Raw genomic sequence first — 24,254 nt, 5'->3', positions numbered from 1 at the left:
ACTTTCATCTACTCAATAATATTGCCTTTAGATACGTTAAATACCTTGGCATCTTTCATGATTTCATGTTCTATACCATCTACGGACGTAGTCGTTACAAAAGTTTGGACCTTTTCTTGGATCGTACTTAATAAATGAGTTTGTCGTTTATCATCAAGTTCACTCAATACATCGTCTAATAATAAAATTGGATATTCACCAACTACTTGATTAATCAATTCTATTTCAGCTAGCTTGATAGATAATGCAGTCGTACGTTGTTGTCCTTGTGAGCCATAAGTTTGAACATTCATATCGTTAACATGAAAACTGATATCATCTCGATGTGGACCATATCTAGCACTTCCACGCTCTATTTCTTTATCCATAGATTCATTTAATAATTTACAAAAAGCATCTTTCAAATCTTGTTGATTATGATGCGTTTCAGCAAGTTTAATATTAGGTTCATATTGAACCTTTAGTTCTTCGTTTTGACTTGTAATTCCTTTGTGAATTACTGCAGCAATCTTCTCTAACTCACTTATAAAATGCGCCCGCTTCAATGTGACGTTTGCAGCTTCTTCTGAAAATTGTTCGTTAAATACTTCAAGCATTGTACGATCTTTCATTTTGCCAATTTGCAATTGTTTAAGGTAATGGTTTTTCTGTTTAAGTAATCTTTGATAATTTGATAAATGACTTAAATAAACCGCAGACATCTGACCGAGTTCCATATCTATAAAACGCCGTCTAATTTGCGGACTACCTTTAACTATATTCAAATCTTCTGGTGCAAACAGTACCACATTTAAGTGACCAATATATTGCGTTAATCTACTTTGTTCTAGATGATTGACTTTCGCCTTTTTGCCTTTCTTTGTGATGATTAAAGAAATTGGCATTTTTCCATGACGATAACTAAGTTCACCTTCTATTTTACCATACTCTTCCCCAAACTGTATGAGTTCTTTATCATTCGATGTTCTATGGCTTTTTGCTAACGCTAAAGTATAGATTGATTCTAATAAATTTGTCTTACCTTGGGCATTTTCGCCAATCAAAATATTAACATTTGGATTAAATTGAAGTGTACACTTGTTATAATTTCTATAATGGGTTAAATTAAGTTCTCTTAATATCATATCTATTCACTTAGATGATTGATGCGAAATTGACCTTCAGAAGGAATTTCAATTAAGTCACCATCATGTAATTTCTTTCCACGACGTGTCTCACGTTCGCCATTAATCAGTACTTCTTCATCTTGGAGGAACCATTTAGCTTGACCACCCGTTCCAATGACGCCTTCATTTTTTAGGAATTGCCCTAAAGTAATTTCGTCTTCAACTGAGATATCTTGTACCATTATCTTCACTCCAATCTTAATTAGTCATCTCTATATTATACCTTTTTTTCACTAAAAAATCATGTTTTTAGGTACAATTCATTAAATCAAAAATAAATCTATAAAAAATTAAAATATAAAAGAAAAAACAATACGCTAATATTTAAAATAAAAAGGCTATCCACAAAGTCAAAAGACAATGGGACAGCCTTAGTATTATATTGTTTTATCTTTTTTAGTAAAAATTAATATCAAACTAACCAATAAAAATGCAAGACCTGCTAAAAATGGAATTGTAATAAATCCAAAGACATTTATATATTCAGATGAGCAAGGTACACCTTGGGTACATGGTTTGATTTCTGCAAAGCCAGGTACTTTTTGTTCTAAATAATGCCATGTCGAAATACATAGTCCAATTAAAGAAATTGATAATGCAATTTTTTTAACAGAATAATCATTTTGAAATGAGCCAATACCTGTAATTAACACCAATGGGTACATGCATATACGTTGATACCAGCATAGCGTACAAGGTATAAAACCACGTATTTCACTGAAATATAAGCTACCTAAAGTTGCAACTAAAGCTATTACCCAGGAAATAAAAAGTCCGTATTGTTGTTTCAAATTGACCACCTAATTTGATTTATTTTTCTTTTCGATAGCTTTATCTATAGCTTCAGAAATTTTGTCATAATCCATTGGATCTGATAATACTTTACCATCAACAACAACTGTCGGTGTTATGTCGACATCATATTTTTTCGTTAAATCTGCATCACTATTCATTTGTTTGTATGATTCTGAATTACGATCTTTAACTAATTTCATAATTTGTTCTTTTTTATCTTTATCAATATCTAATCCATTGACGGCTTTTTTCACTACAGATTGTGTTAACCATTCATCATCACCTTGCATATCGTGATCGTCAGGTTGCGCTTCAAATAAAGCTCTGTGGTAGTTCCAGTATGCATAAGGTGCAACTTTATTCACAGCATGTGCTGAAGCTGCGCCAAGTTCAGAACCTTCACCATGGAACGGTGCATTAACAAATCTATATTCTACTTCGCCTTTATCAATATAATCTTTTTCAATTTTATCCATAAAATTTGTTTCAAATGCTTTACATGCTGGACATTTGTAATCTCCAAACTCTACAATTTGCACTTTGGCATCACCCTTTTTATGGGTTGGATTATTTTTTGTGTCTTTAGATAAATCTTTAGCTTTAACTGTTCTTTCGAAGAGACTATCTTTTTCTTTGTCATCTCCGCTTCCACCGAACACGACAAGCATAACAATACCCGCAACTATAATTAGAATTGCAATCATAAGAAATATAATATTGCTATTACTATTTTTGTTTGCCATTTTAATCCCTCAATCTCTTTTAATGATAATATAAATTTTATACTATCGCTTACATAAATTCTACACGCTTCTGTAAAAAAACATTAAGGTTTTGTGACAAATGTATAGCACTTTTTATAATGAATTAATTTTTAGTCATGTTTAATGCATTTTTAAAGTTTTTAATAAGTCCTTTATCATAAGTTAACACACTGCCTCGATAAGTTTTTGCAGCGAATATTAATAAAAGGATACAAGTTACAATTGAAATAAGAATACCTAATAATATATGCCACTCTGGCGTAGTGTCAGAAATTGTTCTAAGCAACATAACCATTGGCGATAACAGTGGTACGAAGCTTGTTATCTTAACAAGCATAGTATCTGGAGTTCCAATACTAAACATAGCAATATAAAAACCAGCTAAAGAAATAAATGTTACTGGCATCATCGATTGTGCTAAATCTTCTATACGGCTCGTTAAAGCCCCTAGAATAGCCGCTAAAGTAATATAGGTAATTACCCCTATAATTAAGAAAACAAGCCCATATACGATGATTCTTGTAGTCTCAGGACCAAATTCCACACCGACTGCATCAAATAAGCCTTTTAAATCAAAAGCAAATATGCTAATTACAATGGCTAAAATAATAAAGAATATTTGTGTAAAAGCTACTGCTATCACAGATAATATTTTAGCTGCGACATGAATAGATGGTTTAACGCTCGTCACAATCATCTCGATAACTCTAGTAGTCTTCTCAGTAGCAATTTCTGTACCGATTTGATTCGCATAATTCAACGTAATGAAAAATGATAAGAATAGGATGATGTAAACGATAGCTATATTTAAAGCTTGTACTTTCGGTTTAACATCACTTGATTGTTTTTCGTCATCTTTTGACTTAATTTCTTTAGTTTGTACATCACTTGGCGTATCAAGTGCCTGTAAGTCTTTCTCTGATAAATCTAATTTTTGAGCAGTTAACGATGATTGCATTTGACTTAATGTTGTTTGTAAAGTCATTTTCTCATTTTCATCAACTGAACCTTTTTCATAAATTGTGCCATTTAATTTTTCATTTTTTATTTCAACTTGAATAAGGCGGTCGTATTTATCATCTTCCACACCTTTTTTTCCTTTTTCCAGTGATACTTTTTCAACTTTTTCTACATCATCATCTTGTTTATATTGTTTTTCTAACCCTTTATAAATCATTTCGTTATCTGTTTGAATTGCAACTGTTTTGGAACTATTATCAAAGAAATCGACAATTTTATCCACATTACTTAATGCAAAGATTAATAGCATAAATAATGCAGTCATAATAATAAATGATTTACTTTTTACTTTTTGTAAGTACGTTAAATTAAATGTAGGCCAAAACTTATTCATGTTGATCACCAACCTTAGCTATAAAGATATCATTCAGAGATGGCTCAGCAACTTGGAATCGTTTAAGATAACCAAGTTTAATTGCTTGATTATATATTTCTTCAGCATATCTTTCATCAGTAATTCTGATTTTAACGCCTTTTTTCGTATTCTCAAATGCTTCAATTCCCTCGAAATCTTTTAAGAATGAAAAATCATGATTCCCCTCAATGTATATATCTTTTTTGCCAAAGTCATCTTTCACTTTATCAAGAGAACCAGAAACAACTGCTTTTCCTTTACTCATAATACATATATAATCACAAAGTTCTTCAACATGTTCCATTCTGTGTGAGCTGAATATAATCGTTGTGCCGCGTTCTTTTAATTCTTTAACAGCTGATTTTAATAATTCAACGTTTACTGGGTCTAAACCACTAAATGGTTCGTCTAATATAAGCAACTCAGGTTTATGTATGATAGCTGCTATAAGTTGTACTTTTTGTTGATTACCTTTAGATAGAGCGTCTATTTTTCTATCTTTATTTTCAAATGCATCAAATCTTTTTAGCCAATAATCAAGTTCTTGATCAATGTCTTTTTTATTCATGCCTTTTAATTCTGCTAAATATCTAATTTCTTCAAATACTTTTAATTTTGGATGCAAGCCTCTTTCTTCTGGTAAATAGCCGATTTTATTAGTCATTTTGTAATCAATCGGTTTATCATTAAATTTCACAACCCCAGTTGTTTTAGGTAGTAAGCCTAAAATCATGCGGAAAGTAGTTGTTTTACCAGCACCATTCCCACCTAAAAAGCCATACATTGTTCCTTTCGGTACTTCTAAACTGACATCTTGCACTGCATTAAAGTCATTAAACTTCTTAGATACATTTTCGATAATTAATGTCATAAGTTTACTCCTTTTTACTAGATTTAATATCCGCTTGTGAGATATTCTCGTCATCTTCAAAGATGAATAATTCATCAATCGTTACGTTAAACACTTGTGAAAGTTTATGTGCCAACACTAAAGTTGGATTGAATTTATAACGTTCAATTGAATTAATTGTTTGTCTCGACACATTGACTAATCGAGATAATTCACTTTGAGTCATTTTTCTTTCAGTTCTAAATTCATAAACCCTGTTTTTCAATTAATCACTTCCTGTCAAGTTAACTTTACAATAAATCAATTTTTTTAGTGTGTCAAGTGAACTTGACATCTATTATAAAAAAATGAGGAACCCCCTATTAATAAAGGATTCCTCAAGCTATAACTAAATATAATTAATATGTTCTGATTGGTAAAATCAATTGAATAACTGACTCGTCATCTTTTGGTTTAAGTATGAATGGTCTCATTGTTCCAAAGAATTCTACGTGTACATCATCGTTATCAATTGCTTTTAATGCATCCATCATATATTTAGAGTTAAAGGAAATTTTTAAAGATTCCCCTTCAACTTCTTCAGTAGTAACTTCTTCTTTTACAGTACCAATTTCTGGAGATGTAGAAGATAATTCTAATTTGTTAACGTCTGTAGATAGTTTAATAACATTGTTTCCACCTTCACGTGCTAATAGTGATGCACGATCAATTGCATGATAGAATTCGCTATTATTCACACCTAATTTTGTTTCATAATTTTCAGGGAATAATCTTGTTGTATCAGGATAGTTACCTTCTAGTAATCTTGAAATAAAGTTAATGTGTCCAACTTTAAATAACACTTGGTTACTAGCAAAGAATATGTTGATATCTTCTTCTGAATCCGAAACAATCTTGTTCAATTCAGATAATGCTTTACCTGGAATGATAACATTTTTATCTTCTATGTCTTCATCTTCTAGTTTAAGCTTTCTTAATGCAAGTCTGTGTGAATCTGTTGCAGTACAGATAAGTTCTTTGTCTTGTATCAACCAGTTTACACCTGTTAACACTGGACGTGTTTCTGACGTGGACACAGCAAAGTTTGTTTGAGCAATAATATTTTTTAGTACTTTAATTGGTAATTTAATGGCATCATCTTCTGATACTTGTGGTAATAACGGGTATTGATCTGGGTCTAATCCACTAACATTAAATTCAGAATGACCTGAAGTGATTAATGTTTTGAATTGATCATTTGTTGATAGATTTACTGTTTTACCTGGTAATTTCTTAACGATATCAACAAAGAAACGTCCTGGAAGTACTACAGAACCTTTTTCTTCTATGTCTACTATTTTTTCACCATCAATATTTTCTTGAATTGTAATTTCAATTGATATTTCAGAATCTGATCCTGTTAATATAATACCTTTATCTGTTGCATCAATTTTAATTCCTGTAAGTATTGGTAATGTTGTTCTTGGTGAAATGGCTTTTAATGTATCATTCAATTGATTAAGAAAGTAATCTCGTTGAATTGTAAATTTCATAACTTATAAACTCCTTCCAGTCGTTATATATTAATTATATATCTTTTAAATTCGTAGTAATAGTAATAGGGGCTGTGGATTGGTGGATAACCTGCTTTAAAATGCGATATAAAAGTTATTCACATGTTGATAAACTGTGTATGGATGTGAACAACTTATCCACATTATCCACGTATTTGTTTTTCTAGTTGTTCTAAATCAGTCTTTAGTTCTGGATTATTTTCTATATCATTTCTAATTTTTTCATGAGCATGAATCACTGTAGTGTGATCTCTTCCTCCGAATTCTTCACCAATTTTAGGTAATGAGAAATCAGTAAGCTCTCTTGAAAGATACATTGCAATTTGTCTAGGATATGCGATAGATTTAGTACGTTTTTTGGCTGAAAAGTCTTCGATACGCACGTTATACATTTTTCCGACAACTTGTTGAATATCTTGAATCGTAATCTTAGTCGATCTAGGTGTCGAGATGATGTCTTTTAGTGCTTCAGCAACTAAATCAGTATTAATCGGTTTGTTTCTTAATTTAGAATAAGCCAAGACTCTTGTTAAAGCACCTTCTAATTCACGAATGTTCGATTGAATAGAATTCGCTATATAAGTAAGAGCTTCAACTGGTAAATCAAGGTTTTCTTCTTCAATTTTCTTCTGTAAAATTGCCATTCTCGTTTCAAAGTCAGGCGGTGTAATATCTACAATTAAACCCCATTCAAATCGAGTTCTTAAGCGATCTTCTAATGTTGGAATTTCTTTTGGTGGTCTATCACTAGAAATAACAATTTGCTTTTTGTTTTGATGTAAATCATTAAAAGTATGGAAAAATTCTTCTTGTGTTTGTTCTTTCTTTTGAATGAATTGAATATCGTCTATTAATAGTACATCGATATTACGATATTTATCTCTGAAGCTTTCTGTATCATTTTTTCTGATAGATTTGATAAATTCATTTGTGAATTTTTCACTAGATGTATAAAGAACATTAGCGTTTGGATTTTGTTCTAATACATAGTGACCAATAGCGTGCATTAAATGTGTTTTGCCTAGGCCAACACCACCATATATAAATAGAGGGTTATAGGCGTTTGCAGGTTCCTCAGCTACAGCTAATGAAGCGGCGTGTGGAAATTGATTTCCTGGACCGATAACAAATGTATCAAAAGTGTTATTACTATTTAATTGGCTATTTGTTACTTCTTCATTTTCTTCAATTGTCTTACTTTTTGCAGGTTGTTCAGTAAAATCTTCACTTTCAAGATCGTCTTCTGATATAAATTTAACTTGAACTCTGTCGCCTATGACATTATAGATAAAATCTATGACATGTTCATGATATTTATTGGTTAACCACTCAGCTACAAAAGGACTTTGTGCTACAACTATTGCACGATTACTATCAATTTGATGTAGGTAAGTTCCTTTAAACCAAGTATTATAACCAGCAGAAGCGATTTGATCTTCGGCAATTGCTAATACCTGTTCCCAAATTTCTTCTTTTGAATTCATAAAAGTCCTCTTTCTAAAATTTTTATTGAGTTATACACATAAAATTGAATTGTTAATAAAGAAATCCACAAGTTGTGAATAATTATCCACAACTTACTCACAAACGGTGGATAACTATTTATTCCAATTCCCTTGTCCACAATCTTTACATGCAAGAATCAAACTAAGAATGATAGTAATATCAACGGTTTGTATAACTTATCCACACAATTATACTTTTAAACAAAAGGAGTTGTCAAATGCCTGTGAATATGTGAGGAATTGTTAGATTATGTTGTGAATAAAAAATAAATTTTAATAATTATCCACAAAATGATTAATATTCACTGTGGATAAGTGGATAACTATTATTTTTCACATTTTAAAATTCTGCTTGATTTTTAAAAATCATTTTGTTATAGTTTAGTAGTTATTGAAATTGTGACATTTCACGTGTATGGTATAAATAATTTTGAAATTAATCTTCTGATATATATAAATGAATATCATACAAGCAATTAACTACTATTTAATTAGATGTTAAGAATAAATAATGGAGGTGTTCTTAAATGGTAAAACGTACGTATCAACCAAATAAACGTAAACACAGTAAAGTTCATGGCTTCCGCGCTCGCATGAGCTCAAAAAACGGCCGTAAAGTATTAGCTCGCCGTCGTCGTAAAGGTAGAAAAGTATTATCAGCTTAAGATCACTGAAGAGCAGTGGTCTTTTTTTTGTTTTAATTGATGAAATTGTTTTGTATAATAAACAATAATTAAGTGATGTATTGTGGAGTGGATGTTTGTGGAAAAGGCTTATCGTATAAAGAAAAATAGTGATTTTCAAAGAATATATAAAAAAGGTAAGTCAGTTGCTAATCGTCAGTTTGTTATTTATACTTCAGAAAATGATTGTGAACACTTTAGACTTGGCATCAGCGTCTCAAAAAAATTAGGTAATGCTGTTACTAGAAATAGAATAAAAAGGTCAATTAGAGAGTGTTTTAAAGTTCATAAAGAAAATATCATTCCGAAAGACATCATTGTTATTGCTCGTAACCAGGCAGTAGACTTGGAAGTACTCGAAACAAAGAAGAGTTTAGAGCACGTGTTGAAGATTGCTAAAGTTTTTAATAAACGTATTCCCTAAGTATTTTAATAATTACTAGGAGGTTGCAGTATGCTTAAATCAAACTATGAAGGACAATCAGTAGAACAAGCACTACAACAAGGTTTAAAAGATTTAAATGTTCAAGAGCAACAAGTAAGAATCGATGTAATAAATGAAGGTAAAAAAGGCATTTTTGGTTTTATGAAGCAAGATGCTCGTATTGAATTAACGATTATTGATCCAGAATTAAAAGAGTTTAATTCAATAGAAGATTTAAGAAATCGAAATCAACAAAATGAACAACAAACGCAAGATCTAGATGAAGATACAGAAAGCAACAATATAACAGAAGATAATGAAAATACCGTATCAGAAGATAATTCCAATCATTCTCAGAATGAGAAGAAAAACGCGTTAAATGACATCGCAGACCAAACATTAGAGTATATATTGAATATCATTAAAGAAATGAATATTAATGTAGAAGGGTCTTATAAAATTAAATCTAATACATTGTATATCGATATGTCGTCTGATCAAGCTTCCTATATAATAGGTAAAAGAGGGCAAGTGTTAAATGCCTTACAAACTGTCGGACAAAATTATATGCATCAATATATTAAAGGATATTACACGTTAATATTAGATATTGAATCTTATCGAGCGAAACGTAAAGAAACATTAGAGCAGCTAGCTATAAATATGGCTAAAAAAGCTAAACAAACGAAAAGACCAGTTAAGTTAGAACCAATGTATAACTTCGAAAGAAAGATAATGCATCAGGCATTAAGTAAAGTTGAAGATATCGAAACATACTCTGAAGGAAGAGAACCTCATCGATATTTAGTCATCAAGAATAAATGATAATGGTCGGAGTGAGTTATCTCGCTCCGCATTTTTTCGAACAATATATTCGAAAATTGTTACAAAACCATTTACAATCAAAAGAATGAATAGCATGAATGGTGGAGGAGAAAAATAATGGAACTAGATACAATTACAAGTATCTCTACGCCTATGGGTGAAGGCGCAATCGCAATTGTACGTTTAAGTGGTCCGGATGCGATAAGTATCGCTGATAGTATATATAAAGGGAAAAAACAATTATCAGAAGTCGATTCACATACGATTAATTACGGACATATTTTGGATCCTGACAGTGGCGAAATTGTTGAAGAAGTAATGGCGGCTGTTATGAGAGCGCCTAAGACTTTTACAAGAGAAGATATCGTAGAAATTAATTGTCACGGTGGTCTAGTAACTGTTAATCGTGTACTTGAATTAACGTTATCAAATGGAGCAAGAATGGCGGATCCGGGTGAATTTACAAAGAGAGCTTTCTTACATGGTCGTATTGACTTATCACAAGCAGAAGCAGTGATGGATTTCATACGTTCTAAGACGGAACGCGCATCCAAGGTAGCCTTAGGGCAGATGGAAGGGCGTCTAAGTGAACTTATAAAAGGGCTAAGGCAATCTATACTAGAAATACTAGCACAAGTTGAAGTTAATATAGACTACCCTGAGTATGATGACGTAGAAGAAGCAACATCTCAATTTCTATTAAAAGAAGCTGCTAACATAGAGCAAGAAATCGATAAATTATTGAAGACAGGTCAACAAGGGAAAATTATGAGAGAAGGCTTGTCTACAGTAATAGTAGGTAAACCAAACGTTGGTAAGAGCTCAATGCTTAATAATTTAATTCAAGATAATAAAGCAATCGTTACAGAAGTAGCAGGGACGACTAGAGACGTATTAGAAGAATATGTTAATGTTCGTGGTGTGCCTTTACGATTAGTGGATACAGCAGGTATTAGAGAAACAGAAGATATCGTAGAAAAAATTGGCGTTGAAAGATCAAGGAAAGCTTTGTCAGAAGCAGATTTAATATTGTTCGTATTAAATTATAATGAATCACTGACAGAAAGTGATTACCAATTGTTTGAAGCTATTAAAAATGAAGACTTCATAGTTATTATAAATAAAACAGATTTAGAACAGCACCTTGATATGGATGAGCTGAAAGAGATGATAGGTGACCATCCTATCGTACAGACATCGATGGTAGAACAACAAGGTATTGAAGAGTTAGAACAAAAGATATCAGAATTATTCTTTGGTGGACAAGTTCAGTCACAAGACATGACTTATGTATCTAATTCAAGACATATTGCACTGTTAAAAGACGCGAAGTCTTCAATTAATGACGCAATTCATTCAGCTGAAGAAGGCATTCCAATAGATATAGTACAAATTGATTTAATCAAAACTTGGGAATTGCTAGGTGAAGTTATAGGTGAAGAAGCAAGTGAATCACTTATTGACCAATTGTTTAGCCAATTCTGTTTAGGAAAATAAAAGGAGGAAAAATTTTGACACAAAAATATGATGTTATTGTTGTCGGAGCAGGACACGCTGGTGTAGAAGCAGGATTAGCTTCAGCGAGACGTGGCGCAAAAACTTTAATGCTTACAATTAACTTAGATAGTGTAGCGTTTATGCCATGTAACCCATCAGTTGGTGGTCCAGCAAAAGGTATAGTTGTAAGAGAAATTGATGCACTTGGTGGACAAATGGCTAAGACAATTGATAAAACACACATCCAAATGCGTATGTTAAACACTGGTAAAGGTCCAGCAGTACGCGCATTACGTGCTCAAGCAGATAAAGTATTATACCAAGAAGAAATGAAACGTGTATTAGAAGATGAGCCTAACCTTGATATTATGCAAGGTATGGTAGAACGTTTAATTATAGAAGATGATGTAGTAAAAGGCGTGGAAATGGTTATCGGCACTCAATATCTAGCTGATTCTGTTGTATTAACAACTGGTACATTTTTACGTGGTGAAATTATTTTAGGTAACTTAAAATATTCAAGTGGTCCAAACCATCAAATGCCTTCAATCACATTAGCAGACCATTTAAGAGATTTAGGTTTCGACATAGTTCGTTTCAAAACTGGAACACCACCTCGTGTTAATGGTGGCACAATTGATTACAGTAAGACTGAAATTCAACCAGGTGATGATGTAGGTAGAGCATTTAGTTATGAAACGACAGAATATATTTTAGACCAATTACCATGTTGGTTAACTTATACGAATGAACAAACACATAAAGTGATTGATGACAATTTACATCTATCAGCAATGTATTCAGGCATGATAAAAGGTACTGGCCCAAGATACTGTCCTTCAATTGAAGATAAATTCGTAAGATTTAACGATAAACCAAGACACCAATTGTTCTTAGAGCCTGAAGGTCGTAAAACTCAAGAAGTTTATGTACAAGGTTTATCTACAAGCTTACCTGAAGAAGTACAACGTAAAATGTTAGAAACAATACCGGGACTTGAAAAAGCAGATATGATGAGAGCCGGTTATGCTATTGAATATGATGCAATTGTACCTACACAATTATGGCCGACATTAGAAACTAAATTAGTTAAAAACTTATTTACTGCAGGTCAAATTAACGGAACTTCTGGTTATGAAGAAGCGGCTGGTCAAGGTTTAATGGCTGGTATTAATGCGGCAGGAAAAGTATTAGGTAAAGAAGATGTTGTATTACGTCGTTCTGATGCTTATATCGGTGTATTGATTGATGACTTAATAACAAAAGGCACAAATGAACCATATCGTCTATTAACATCACGTGCTGAACACCGTTTATTGTTGAGACATGATAATGCCGATTTAAGATTAACAGATATTGGTTACGAAATTGGTATGATTTCAGAAGAACGTTATGCTAAATTCAATCAAAAACGTGAAAGTATCAAAGCTGAACAAGAGAGATTACAATCTATTCGTATTAAGCCGAATGAACATACACAAAGTGTTATTGAAAGCCGTGGAGGTTCAGCACTTAAAGATGGTATATTAGCTTTAGATTTATTACGTAGACCAGAAATGGATTACAATGCTATCATGGAAATCTTACAAGCAACTTCTCCAGTTAATGAAGACATCCAAGAACAAGTTGAAATTCAAACGAAATATGAAGGTTACATTCAAAAATCATTAGCTCAAGTTGAGAAAGTTAAACGTATGGAAGACAAAAAAATACCTCTGAATATAGACTATGATGCAATCAATAGTTTAGCTTCTGAAGCAAGAGAAAAACTTAAAGAAGTTAACCCGTTAGATATTGCACAAGCATCTCGTATTTCAGGTGTTAACCCAGCAGATATATCTATCTTACTTGTTTATATTGAACAAGGTAAAATCCAGAAGGTGGACTAAAATGAACGAACAAACTTTTATCAACTTATTAAAAGATTCAGGTATTACACTTACTGATCAACAATTAAAACAATTTGAGACATATTTTGAAATGTTAGTTGAGTGGAATGAAAAAATTAACTTAACAGCAGTAACAGAAAAAGAAGAAGTGTATTTAAAGCACTTTTTTGATTCTGTGACACCTGCTTTTTATGTAGATTTTAATGAAATCGAATCTATTTGTGATGTAGGAGCTGGAGCCGGTTTTCCAAGTATTCCACTTAAAATTATATATCCACACTTACAAATAACGATTGTAGATAGCTTAAATAAACGTATTAAGTTTTTAAATGAATTAGCTAATAAACTTGAAATAGATAAAGTGAATTTTGTACATGATAGAGCAGAAACGTTTGGCAAAGGACAATACCGTGAAAGCTTTGATTTAGTAACGGCACGCGCTGTAGCAAGATTATCTGTATTGAGTGAGTTGTGTTTACCACTAGTTAAAAAAGGCGGGCAGTTTGTTGCATTAAAAGGTTCTCAAGGCGATGAAGAATTAGATGATGCACAGTTTGCAATTTCAGTGTTAGGTGGAAAATTAAATAAAGTTTATGAATTTAAACTTCCATTAGAAGAAAGCACAAGACAAATAATTGCGATTGATAAATTTAAACAAACACCTAAGAAATATCCAAGAAAACCAGGAACACCTAATAAAGAACCTTTAACAAAATAATTTCCTGGGAAATACGTAAGAATGAAAGTGGGTAGATTGAAATGAAAAAACCTTTTTCTAAATTATTTGGACTTAAAGACAAAGAATTAGAACACATAGAAGAAGCAAGAAATGAAGGCAACGTCGCGATAATTTCAACAGAAAAAATTGTGCCTAACCGTTATCAACCGAGAAAAGTTTTTGATGAGTCAAAGATAAAGGAATTAGCGCAGTCTATTAAAGAACATGGATTGTTACAACCAATTGTAGTTCGTCCAATAGAAGAAGGTATGTATGAAATTATTGCAGGTGAACGCAGATTTCGCGCAATTAAACATAACGATCTACCTGAAACTGAAGCCATCATAAAGCCCTTAAATGATAAAGAAACTGCAGCTGTGGCACTTATAGAGAATATTCAACGTGAAAATCTTTCAGCTATAGAAGAAGCAGAGGCTTATAGAAAATTACTTGATTTAGAAGGAATAACACAACAAGACTTAGCTGTAAGCATGGGGAAAAGCCAATCATTTATAGCGAACAAATTAAGATTGTTAAAACTATCAGAGCCCATCGTCATATCATTACAAAAAGGTGAAATTACTGAAAGACATGCAAGAGCTTTGTTGGGATTAGAAGATGAAGAACAACAAGATGTCTTAACGGCTATTCAGTCACAAAATTTAAATGTTAAGCAAACTGAAGATCGTGTGAAAAAAATACGAGGATCTGAAAAAGTAAAAGCTAAACAATTTCAATTTGAACAAGATATAACTGAAGCAATTGATGCACTTGGACAAAGTATTAAAAATGTTGAAAAAGAAGGCATCAAAGTAAAACGTATAGATGAAGAACATAAAGACTTTTATGAAATTACGATTAAAGTTTATAAAAGAAATTCTTAAATATAATATATGAATTATGACTACCACCAAATTATTTATTATTTTGGTGGTAGTTTTTTATTATTACTTATCCAATCGTATAAGTAGTGATTAATTATTTTTAAGTATTGTTTTTTACTAATATATAATTTATACTTTGATTTGAAAGCGTTTGCAAACAAAAGGGGGATTTTGCATGATAACATTTTTAGTATCAATTGCTTTGTTAATTATAGGGTATTTTACATATGGTAAATATATTGAAAAAATGTTTGGTGTTAAAGAGGAGCGTCCGACTCCTGCTCATGACCAACGTGATAATATTGATTATGTTCCTATGTCGACGAATAAGAACTCATTAATACAATTGTTGAATATAGCAGGTGTTGGACCGATATTTGGACCTATTATGGGTGCTTTATATGGTCCAGTTGCGTTTTTATGGATTGTTCTTGGATCAATTTTTGCAGGGGCAGTGCACGATTATTTAACAGGTATGATTTCTATACGTAATAAAGGGGCCCATTTACCTGAATTGGCGGGTAAATTTTTAGGTAATGTTATGAAACACCTTGTAAACGTGTTTACATTGTTATTGTTATTACTTACAGGGACAGTTTTTGTTACGAGTCCGGCGTTACTTTTACATTCGTTAATGGACGGTAGAATAGCTTTAGGTATTATTATATTTGTGATTTTCTTATATTATTTCTTATCAACAGTTTTACCGATTGATAAAATTATTGGTAAAGTATATCCGATATTTGGTTTTATTTTAATGATTTCAGCTGTTGGTATTTTCATTAGATTGTTGATGACTGGTGCAGAAATTCCTGAATTAACGTTGAAGAATATGCATCCTGATTCAGCGCCTATATTCCCATTATTATTCTTTACGATTACTTGTGGGGCTTTATCAGGTTTCCATGCTACTCAATCTCCAATCATTTCTAGAACGACAAATCGTGAAAAGAATGGTCGTATGATATTCTATGGCATGATGATTGCAGAAGGAATTATTGCTATGATTTGGGCTGCTGCTGCTATGAGTTTATTCGGTGGTTATGGTGGACTTCAAGAAGTACTAGCAAAAGGGGAAGCGGCTCTTGTAGTGAGTGAAGCATCTACTATGTTACTAGGCTCAGTATTTGGCACGCTTGCAATATTAGGGGTTATTGTATTGCCAATTACGAGTGGTGATACGTCGTTTAGAAGTGCAAGAATGATTCTTGCTGATTATTTCAACTTCGGTCAAAAGCAAGTTTGGAAACGATTCGCAATAGCAATTCCAATGTTTGTGATTAGTTTTATTCTAACTACAGTAGATTTCACAATTTTATGGAGATACTTCTCGTGGGCTAACCAAACAACTGCAACTGTGGCGTTATGGATTGGTACGATGTATCTATTGTTATCTAATAAGAACTTCTATGTAGCTTTAATACCGGCACTCTTTATGACGTGGAATATATTCACATATATTTTAAGTCAGCCAATTGGTTTAGGTATAGATTTATCGCTTAGTTATTGGTTATCAGCTGGCTTAACGATACTATGGACGATGTATTTCTATTATATATATCGTAAAAATAGTGAAACAGAATTTGAAATTGATCATCAAATTTTATCACCAACAGCACCTAAATATTAATATAAAAGCAGAACCTTTCGATCTCCACCGAAAGGTTCTGCTTTTTTGTTACGTATTTATTTAATATAGGTAAGGGGCTGCCATATAATACTCGCTCAAAAATACTATATGGCAGTGTGCTATTAACTTGGGCTAATAGCAAATGCTCGGACAGGGAATCCGGGGGCATTTTTAGGTTTTGGACTAATGGCTAAAATGACTGAACCACGTGTTGGTAGTTCATCTAATCCGGTTAACAGTTCTATCTGGAATGTATCTAAACCGAGCACATAACGTTCACCTACGATGTCGTTATGTTTACGGATATCAATAGAAGCATCTGTATCGAACGTTTCATGTCCTATTGATTTTATTTTTCTTTCTTCGAATAAATATTTCAAGGCATCTAATGACCAACCTGGTAGATGCTCGTTTCCATCTGCATCTCTATTTTCAAATTGTTCTTTATCTGGCCAACGTTTAGACCAATCACTTCTAAAAGCGACAAATGTATCTTGTTCAATTTGACCATTCTCAGCTTCCCATTTAAGGATATGTTCTTTTGTTAATCTAAAGTCTGCATCTTGTTCAACTTCTTTTGAGAAGTCTAGTACTATTAAAGGTAAGACCGTTTCTTGTAAACCTAATTCATGTAGATAACGTTTATGTTCTACAAAATGAATAGGGGCATCTATATGTGTGCCATATTGTGTTGCAAATTGCCAAGATTGAGCAAAGAATCCATCATCTTTCACTTGATATAAAGTTTTCGTTTCAGCATTTTCAAATGATGAAAAATGTGGAGATTCAGAATCAAAAGTATGCGTTAAATCGACCCATTTATATTTCTTTAGTTGGCTCAGTGATTCCCACAATGGATATGACATAACATCACCTCTTATTTTGATTAATTTGGTTGTTTGACTGTGTTATCTTGACGTAGCTTTTCAACTGAACGAACAAGCACATTTAAAGCTTCTTTAACTTCGTCTTCTTTTCTTGTTTTTAGACCACAATCTGGGTTAACCCAGAATAATGAACGATCAATTTCTTTAAGTGCTCTATTGATAGCAACTGTAATTTCTTCTTCTGTTGGAATACGCGGGCTATGAATATCATAAACGCCTAAACCAATACCTAAATCATATGTGATGTCTTCGAAATCTTGAATTAAATCACCGTGACTTCTAGAAGTTTCTATTGAAATAACATCCGCATCTAGTGATTTAATAGCATGAATGATTTGTCCGAACTGAGAATAGCACATATGCGTATGAATTTGCGTTGAGTCTTGAACAGATGATGTTGATAATTTAAATGAATGTACTGCTTTATCTAAATAATCTTCATGATATTCTGAACGAAGCGGTAAGCCTTCTCGTAATGCTGGTTCATCAACTTGTATAATTTTAATACCTGCGTCTTCAAGTGCTAGTACTTCCTCGTTAATAGCAAGCGCGATTTGGTCTTGTACTTCACGTCTTGGAATATCAACACGCTCAAATGACCAGTTTAAAATTGTAACAGGCCCAGTAAGCATACCTTTAACTGGTTTATCCGTTAAACTTTGTGCATATAATGTTTCATCAACTGTTAATGGAGCTGTCCATTTAACATCACCGTATATGATTGGTGGTTTTACAGCACGTGATCCATAAGATTGAACCCATCCAAACTTAGTTACTAAGAAGCCATTTAACTTTTCACCAAAGAATTCAACCATATCATTACGTTCGAATTCACCATGAACAAGTACGTCTAAGCCAATATCTTCTTGAATTTCAATCCAACGTTTAATTTCATTTTCAAGGAACTCTTGATACTGTGCATCAGTAATTCTATTGTTCTTCCAGTCAGCACGATATTTTCTTACTTCCCTAGATTGTGGGAAAGAACCAATCGTAGTTGTAGGTAGGTCAGGTAAATTTAATAATTGATCTTGTAATACTTTTCTCTCTTTAAATGGTGTTGCACGCTCTGATTTAACAGCTTCATAATCATATTCTAATTGTTTGAATGATTGACCTTCAAAACGTTCAAATTGTTCTTTTAATTGGTTATATAAAGTATCATCTTGTTCATTAAATAATTGTTTTAATGCGTATAATTCATCTAATTTTTCTGTAGCGAAACTTAAACCATCGCGTATTGAATCATCTAAAGTTTCTTCTTCTAATGTAACTGGTACGTGTAATAAAGAAGATGAAGGTTGAATAACAAGTTCGTCAGTATAAGATTGTAAAGTTTCAATCAATGATTTCTTTTCTTCAATATTAGCTGACCAAACGTTTCGACCGTCTACAATTCCAGCAAATAAAGCTTTTTCTTTAGGGAATAGTCCGTCTTGGATTTGTTTTAAGTTATAACCATTATCATGAACGAAGTCTAACCCAAATCCGTATACAGGTAATTTACCAACGAAATTCAAATCAACGCGTTCAAAGTATGTTTGTAATACGATATTAGTTGAAGCAGCTTCTTTATTAAAGAAGGCATATGCTTCTTCTGTGATCACTTGTAATTCATTAGCTTTATCTGTAACAAGAATAGGTTCATCTACTTGTATATATTCAGCACCAGCTTCTGTTAACGTTTGGAATACTTCTTTATATAAAGGTAGTAATGTTCTGACTTTCTCATCAAAAGTTTGGTTTCCGCCTTTTGAAAGTGCAACGTAAGTGATAGGTCCTAAAATAACTGGATGAGTATTTACACCTAATTCTTTTGAAAAATTAAATTTATCTAGTAATACATTACGATTTAATTGAGGTGTTACATTATCCCATTCAGGAACGATGTAGTGATAGTTAGTATTAAACCATTTAATTAAAGCACTAGCTACATGCTCTTTGTTACCTCTAGCAATATCAAATAGTAAATCATCATCTACTTCGCGACCTTGAAAACGTTCTGGAATGATATTAAATAATAATGATGTATCTAAAACATGGTCGTAAAGTGAAAAGTCACCAACAGGTATTTGATCAACATGATGATTTTGTTGGATTGTTAAAATTTCTTTGTGTAAATCTTGTAATGTTTGATTAAGTTCAGTTTTGTCTATTTTATTTGACCAATAACTTTCAATTGCCTTTTTCCATTCTCTTTTCTTACCTAGTCTTGGGAATCCTAAATTTGCTGTTTTAATTGTCATAATATTGCCTCCTTAGATTGTGTACCAGTTATGGATTTTGAATACTGTGCAAGTTCAACTGTAATATCATATTTTAAAAATGGTGTGACTAAATACAGACCATTAAAATATTGGTGAATCGTGTCGATTAATTCTTTACTTAAACTTATGCTAAGTGCTCTAGTTGCCTCTTTATCATGTTTGACTTTTTCAAAGGCATTAAGAACACCTTCAGATAATTTGATACCGGGTACTTCGTTGTGTAAAAACAGTGCGTTATTATAGTTGGTTATTGGCATCACTCCTATAAATATTGGTGCATCTAGATGTTTAGTTGCTTCGTATATTTCTTTTATTTTTTCAGGTTCATAAACAGGTTGAGTAATAAAATATTCAATGCCTGAATCTAGTTTTTTCTCTAGTCGTTTCACTGCTGGTTCTAATCTTCGAACGTTTGGATTAAATGCTCCAGCTACTGAGAAATTTGAATTCCTTCTTAGCGATGCTCCGTCTGCGTTAATACCTTGATTAAACTGTTGTATAATTTCTGCTAAACCATTTGAATTAACATCGAATACGCTTGTTGCACCTGGGAAATTCCCTACTTTAGAAGGGTCTCCTGTGATTGCTAAAATATCATTAATTCCTAAAAGCGATAGCCCCATTAAATGAGATTGTAGACCGATTAAGTTTCTATCTCGACAAGCTAAGTGTACGAGGGGTCTAATTTTATAGTTTTGTTTAATAATACTTGCTGCAGCAATGTTAGAAATTCTAACGCTAGCTAAAGAATTATCAGCAAGTGTTATCGCTTCTACTTCAGCATCTTCTAAAGCTTTAACACCTTTGAAAAAATTGTCTGTATCTAGATGCTTTGGTGTATCTAATTCAACGATAACGGTAGGTTTTTGGCTAACGAGTTCGGTAATGCTAGGTTCTTGTTTATCTTGTTTTTGATATTTCTTTGTTTCTATCGGTATTACATTTTTATGATGTACAGGCTTTAAATCTTTTACGACTTCTTTGATTTTCTTAATGTGTTCTGGCGTAGTACCACAGCAACCACCGATAAGGCGGACCCCTTGATTTACAAGTTCTTTAGCAGATTTTGAAAAGTATTCAGCGTTATTGCTATACTTAAGTTCATTTTCTTCTAAATCAAGTAAGCTTGCGTTTGGATAACATGAAAGATATGCATCTTTAGGAATATCAATATGTTTATAAGTTTGAATCATATGATAAGGTCCATGGTGACAATTCAGTCCAACAATATCTGCTCCTGCATCGAGTAAAGACTGCAAAGCATCTGGTATAGGTGTACTATTTCTTAAGAAATTCGTGTTGCTTGCTGTTAATTGAGCTATAATCGGTAAGTCATATTTTGCTCTAGTATCTTTTAATACAGCGAGTAATTCTTCTAAGTCGTAATATGTTTCAAAAAGTATGCCATCCACACCTTCATTTACTAAAGTCTCAATTTGTATTTCTGTATGGTATTGAATGGACTCAATGGATAAGTCACTTTTTCTTATGTTTCGAAAACCACCAACAGTTCCTAGTATGAATGTGTCTTCATTGCTTGCTCTTTTAGCGATGCGTACTGCTTCTTTGTGTATATCTTTGACGCGGTGCTCTAAATTATATATTTGCAATTTTTCAAAGTTAGCACCGTATGTGTTGGTTTGAATAACATCAGCTCCTGCTTCTATATAGGAGCGATGTATTTTTTCTATCTTTTTTGGATGTGTTAAGTTATAGCTTTCTGGACAAGTATCTAATCCTTCTGAATAAAGGATTGTACCCATTGCTCCGTCAGCTATTAAGATACGATTCTTCAACGCCTCTTTCATCTTCATATATAGCCTCCTTTAATGCCCAATCGATATCTGTAATCAATTCTTTGACATCTTCTAATCCGACTGAGAGTCTGAACAAACCGTTAGTAATACCACGCTCTGCTCTAATTTCTTCTGGTATTGCAGCGTGACTCATTGTAGCAGGATGAGAAAGTATCGTTTCGACACCACCTAAACTAACTGAAACAAGTGGAATATTGAGATGATCTACAAATGACTGTGCTTTTGACTCGTCTTTAAGTCTAAATCCAATAACAGCACCACCATTTTTAGCTTGTCTTAGGTGTGTGTCATTAGTAATTGGATAATAAACAGTTTCAATCGCTTCATTTGTTATTAAATATCTATATATTTGTTCAGCATTATGAACACTTTGTTTAAATCGAATTGGTAATGTTTTTAAATGCTTCGCAAGTGTCCATGAATCGTACACACTTAGACCTGATCCTGTTCCATTTTGAATGAGATAAATATCTTCTTTTAATTTAGGATCATTCACGACAACTGCTCCTGCAATCAAATCACTATGGCCGCCTAAAAACTTAGTAGCAGAGTGAACAACGATGTCAGCGCCTAATTTAAGAGGTGACTGTCCAAGTGGTGTCATAAATGTGTTATCAACTGCCAATAGTGCATCGTTACGTCGTGCTATCTGTCCAACTCCATCAATATCTGTCACTTTAAATAGTGGATTGGAAGGTGTTTCAACGTAGATGAGCTTTGTATTAGGTTGAACTGCGTTTTCAACTTGGTTTAAATCAGTCTGGTCAACTGTTGTAAATTCGATTTTAAATTTTTTAAGAATTTGTTCGGTTAGTCTAAAAGTACCGCCGTATACATCATCCGGCAAAATAACATGGTCTCCAGGTTCTAATGTGAGAAACACTGCAGTGATAGCTGCAATTCCTGAACTAAAAGCAAATCCATACTGACCGTCTTCTAATTTAGCTAATTTTTCTTCTAGCAACTTTCTATTTGGATTTCCACTTCTTGCATAATCAAATTCTTGATTTTCACCTAGTGTATGTTGGTGAAATGTTGATGAATAATATAATGGTTGGTTACTTGATAAATGTTCATGTCCGCGAGTTGAGTCTAAAATTAATGAAGTTTCTTTTGAATAGCTCATAATGACACTCCTTCTTTTTTTGATTTTTTCAGAGCTTGAAGTATGTCTTGGTAGATGTCTTCGTAATCTTCAATTCCTATTGATAGACGAAGTAAGTATTCATCAATGCCACGTTTGTCTTTTTCTTCATCAGCCATATCGACATGCGTTTGCGTATACGGGAAAGTGATGAACGTTTCTGTACCACCTAGGCTTTCAGCAAAAATACATAAATCTATATTTTGTAAAAATCGATCTACGCTATAGTCTTGTTTCAATCTGATGCTTAACATGCCTGTTCTTCCTGAATAAAGAACTTCTTCTATGCTGTTTACTGATTGAAGTGACTCAGCTAATTTTCGAGCGTTTTCTGTAGCACGGTCTAATCTTAGATGTAAGGTTTTCAAACCACGTACTAGTAAATAACTATCGAACGGTGAAAGTGTAGCGCCGATCATATTGTGAAATTGTCCGAGTAATTCACCTAAGTTATCATCTGTTACTGTTACAACACCTGCTAATACATCATTGTGTCCGCTTATATATTTAGTAGCAGAATGTAAAACGATATCTGCACCATCTTTTAATGGAGTTGATAGATACGGTGTTAAAAATGTATTATCAATGATTGTTAAAATGTTATGTTCTTGGGCTATTGCATACAATGGATCTAAATCAACCGAGAACATTAACGGGTTTGATATTGGTTCGATAAAGAATGCTCTAGTATTTTCAGTTAAAGAAGCATTTACTTCATCAATATTTGAAAAATCGATGTATTTAAATTTAATATTGTATTGTTTCTCATAAAATTCAAAAAGTCTAAATGTGCCACCATATAAATCAAAAGAAACAAGTATTTCATCATTTGGTTTAAATAAGTTACAAATCAATTGAATGCTAGCCATACCACTTGAAGTTGCAAATGAGTATTTTCCACCTTCAAGTTTTGCAAAAGCTTCTTCAAATTGTGAGCGAGTTGGGTTTTTAGTTCTTGTATAATCAAATCCAGTAGAACAACCTAATTTTTCGTGTTGATAAGCTGTAGAAAGATAAATTGGATTTGTTGTTGCTCCCGTTCGATCTTTTGTTAATGAAATTTGAGCGAGTTGAGTAGATTTCATAATTGCCTTCCTCCCTAATTAAATATAAAAATAAAAAAAGCTTCCGTCCTTTAAACCCGAAATGATTCGGATGTAAAGGACGAAAGCTTAGCTCGCGGTACCACCTTTGTTTGTAATGACATTGCTGACATCACCTCTATAAGTACGCCATCTCTTAATAAAATATACAGTGGCAGAAAAGGAATAGTACAAAAAATTTCCAGTACGCCATCAATATAAGAGATTTTAATACTGTATCGCTATAACGGGCGATCCCGTTGACACCTCAATATCGATGTCACCACTCCAAGGCCATTTTCAATCTTTCTTTCAATATTCCCTTTCAGCAAATAGGAACTCTCTGTTAATTGCAGTGCTAAGATTTACTTTCCTTTTTATCGTGCTTTTAATTATTATTTCGTTGTTGATATATTACACATTACTATGCGCTTATTTTTTTGTCAACAACTTTTCTGAATATTTTAATTTATCCGTTAATTTTTCTTTTGTGCATAAG

General features: G+C 32.7%; 22 protein-coding genes and 1 other annotated feature. Of the genes, 8 read left to right on the top strand and 14 right to left on the bottom strand.

Going from position 1 to position 24,254, the window contains the following annotated elements; all coding sequences use genetic code 11:
* Positions 1 to 8: 8 nt before the first annotated feature.
* From recF to dnaA, 9 genes are all read right to left on the bottom strand, one after another.
* Positions 9 to 1,124: a DNA replication/repair protein RecF gene (gene recF / locus CD135_RS00415; RefSeq protein WP_103268576.1), complete on the bottom strand. Its 1,116-nt coding sequence runs from the start codon at positions 1,122 to 1,124 to the stop codon at positions 9 to 11.
* Positions 1,125 to 1,126: 2 nt separating this feature from the next.
* Positions 1,127 to 1,348 (bottom strand): S4 domain-containing protein YaaA, encoded by a 222-nt coding sequence (gene yaaA / locus CD135_RS00410; RefSeq protein ID WP_016999178.1) that lies wholly within the window; start codon positions 1,346 to 1,348, stop codon positions 1,127 to 1,129.
* Between the two features lie 195 nt (positions 1,349 to 1,543).
* Complete coding sequence (locus CD135_RS00405) at positions 1,544 to 1,957, bottom strand: disulfide oxidoreductase (RefSeq protein WP_064204299.1); 414 nt, start codon at positions 1,955 to 1,957, stop codon at positions 1,544 to 1,546.
* Between the two features lie 9 nt (positions 1,958 to 1,966).
* Entirely contained in the window at positions 1,967 to 2,704 is a 738-nt protein-coding gene (locus CD135_RS00400; RefSeq protein ID WP_103268575.1) for a DsbA family protein, read from the bottom strand.
* Positions 2,705 to 2,828: 124 nt separating this feature from the next.
* Complete coding sequence (locus CD135_RS00395; RefSeq protein WP_103268574.1) at positions 2,829 to 4,079, bottom strand: ABC transporter permease; 1,251 nt, start codon at positions 4,077 to 4,079, stop codon at positions 2,829 to 2,831.
* Positions 4,072 to 4,971: an ABC transporter ATP-binding protein gene (locus tag CD135_RS00390; protein ID WP_103268573.1), complete on the bottom strand. Its 900-nt coding sequence runs from the start codon at positions 4,969 to 4,971 to the stop codon at positions 4,072 to 4,074. Before CD135_RS00390 ends, CD135_RS00395 begins: the two co-directional genes overlap by 8 nt.
* Positions 4,972 to 4,975: 4 nt before the next feature.
* On the bottom strand, positions 4,976 to 5,215 hold the full coding sequence (locus tag CD135_RS00385; RefSeq protein ID WP_103268572.1) for a helix-turn-helix transcriptional regulator: 240 nt from the start codon (positions 5,213 to 5,215) through the stop codon (positions 4,976 to 4,978).
* A 133-nt stretch (positions 5,216 to 5,348) separates the two neighbouring features.
* Positions 5,349 to 6,482: a DNA polymerase III subunit beta gene (gene dnaN / locus CD135_RS00380; protein WP_103268571.1), complete on the bottom strand. Its 1,134-nt coding sequence runs from the start codon at positions 6,480 to 6,482 to the stop codon at positions 5,349 to 5,351.
* Between the two features lie 164 nt (positions 6,483 to 6,646).
* Complete coding sequence (gene dnaA / locus CD135_RS00375; RefSeq protein WP_016999185.1) at positions 6,647 to 7,987, bottom strand: chromosomal replication initiator protein DnaA; 1,341 nt, start codon at positions 7,985 to 7,987, stop codon at positions 6,647 to 6,649.
* A 548-nt stretch (positions 7,988 to 8,535) separates the two neighbouring features.
* On the opposite strand from dnaA, the gene rpmH reads away from it, so the two are divergent.
* From rpmH to CD135_RS00335, 8 genes are all read left to right on the top strand, one after another.
* Complete coding sequence (rpmH, locus tag CD135_RS00370) at positions 8,536 to 8,673, top strand: 50S ribosomal protein L34 (RefSeq protein ID WP_016999186.1); 138 nt, start codon at positions 8,536 to 8,538, stop codon at positions 8,671 to 8,673.
* Positions 8,674 to 8,770: 97 nt separating this feature from the next.
* Positions 8,771 to 9,115, top strand: coding sequence for a ribonuclease P protein component (rnpA, locus tag CD135_RS00365; protein WP_016999187.1), 345 nt, complete (start codon positions 8,771 to 8,773; stop codon positions 9,113 to 9,115).
* Positions 9,116 to 9,145: 30 nt separating this feature from the next.
* Complete coding sequence (gene jag / locus CD135_RS00360; protein ID WP_103268570.1) at positions 9,146 to 9,940, top strand: RNA-binding cell elongation regulator Jag/EloR; 795 nt, start codon at positions 9,146 to 9,148, stop codon at positions 9,938 to 9,940.
* 117 nt (positions 9,941 to 10,057) lie between these two features.
* Positions 10,058 to 11,437 carry a tRNA uridine-5-carboxymethylaminomethyl(34) synthesis GTPase MnmE gene (gene mnmE, locus CD135_RS00355; RefSeq protein ID WP_103268569.1) on the top strand — a complete coding sequence of 460 codons (1,380 nt, stop codon included), beginning with the start codon at positions 10,058 to 10,060 and terminating at the stop codon, positions 11,435 to 11,437.
* A gap of 14 nt (positions 11,438 to 11,451) precedes the next feature.
* Positions 11,452 to 13,326, top strand: coding sequence for a tRNA uridine-5-carboxymethylaminomethyl(34) synthesis enzyme MnmG (gene mnmG, locus CD135_RS00350; protein ID WP_103268568.1), 1,875 nt, complete (start codon positions 11,452 to 11,454; stop codon positions 13,324 to 13,326).
* A gap of 1 nt (position 13,327) precedes the next feature.
* The gene (gene rsmG / locus CD135_RS00345) at positions 13,328 to 14,044 is read left to right on the top strand and encodes a 16S rRNA (guanine(527)-N(7))-methyltransferase RsmG (RefSeq protein ID WP_103268567.1); all 717 of its coding nucleotides are present in this window, start codon (positions 13,328 to 13,330) and stop codon (positions 14,042 to 14,044) included.
* 41 nt (positions 14,045 to 14,085) lie between these two features.
* Complete coding sequence (gene noc, locus CD135_RS00340) at positions 14,086 to 14,928, top strand: nucleoid occlusion protein (RefSeq protein ID WP_064204293.1); 843 nt, start codon at positions 14,086 to 14,088, stop codon at positions 14,926 to 14,928.
* A gap of 175 nt (positions 14,929 to 15,103) precedes the next feature.
* Positions 15,104 to 16,558, top strand: coding sequence for a carbon starvation CstA family protein (locus CD135_RS00335; protein ID WP_064211265.1), 1,455 nt, complete (start codon positions 15,104 to 15,106; stop codon positions 16,556 to 16,558).
* A 122-nt stretch (positions 16,559 to 16,680) separates the two neighbouring features.
* On the opposite strand, the gene CD135_RS00330 is transcribed toward CD135_RS00335, so the two are convergent.
* Genes CD135_RS00330 through CD135_RS00310 form a run of 5 tightly spaced genes read right to left on the bottom strand, consistent with a single transcriptional unit; the run spans position 16,681 to position 23,758 of the window.
* On the bottom strand, positions 16,681 to 17,424 hold the full coding sequence (locus CD135_RS00330; protein ID WP_103268566.1) for a cyclase family protein: 744 nt from the start codon (positions 17,422 to 17,424) through the stop codon (positions 16,681 to 16,683).
* 20 nt (positions 17,425 to 17,444) lie between these two features.
* A complete protein-coding gene (gene metE / locus CD135_RS00325) occupies positions 17,445 to 19,694 on the bottom strand; it encodes a 5-methyltetrahydropteroyltriglutamate--homocysteine S-methyltransferase (protein ID WP_103268565.1) in 2,250 nt (749 codons plus the stop codon).
* Positions 19,688 to 21,526 (bottom strand): bifunctional homocysteine S-methyltransferase/methylenetetrahydrofolate reductase, encoded by a 1,839-nt coding sequence (locus CD135_RS00320; RefSeq protein WP_103268564.1) that lies wholly within the window; start codon positions 21,524 to 21,526, stop codon positions 19,688 to 19,690. Before CD135_RS00320 ends, metE begins: the two co-directional genes overlap by 7 nt.
* Positions 21,483 to 22,655, bottom strand: a complete 1,173-nt coding sequence (gene metC, locus CD135_RS00315) for a cystathionine beta-lyase MetC (protein ID WP_103268563.1) — start codon at positions 22,653 to 22,655, stop codon at positions 21,483 to 21,485. Before metC ends, CD135_RS00320 begins: the two co-directional genes overlap by 44 nt.
* Positions 22,652 to 23,758: a PLP-dependent transferase gene (locus CD135_RS00310; protein WP_103268562.1), complete on the bottom strand. Its 1,107-nt coding sequence runs from the start codon at positions 23,756 to 23,758 to the stop codon at positions 22,652 to 22,654. Before CD135_RS00310 ends, metC begins: the two co-directional genes overlap by 4 nt.
* A 72-nt stretch (positions 23,759 to 23,830) precedes the next feature.
* Positions 23,831 to 24,145 (bottom strand) — a binding site (T-box leader).
* Positions 24,146 to 24,254: the final 109 nt, after the last annotated feature.

Origin of the sequence: Mammaliicoccus lentus (assembly GCF_002902755.1) — a bacterium.
Lineage (GTDB): Bacteria > Bacillota > Bacilli > Staphylococcales > Staphylococcaceae > Mammaliicoccus > Mammaliicoccus lentus.
Note: the sequence above shows the minus strand (reverse complement) of the source record. Positions and strands in the feature narration are given on the sequence as shown.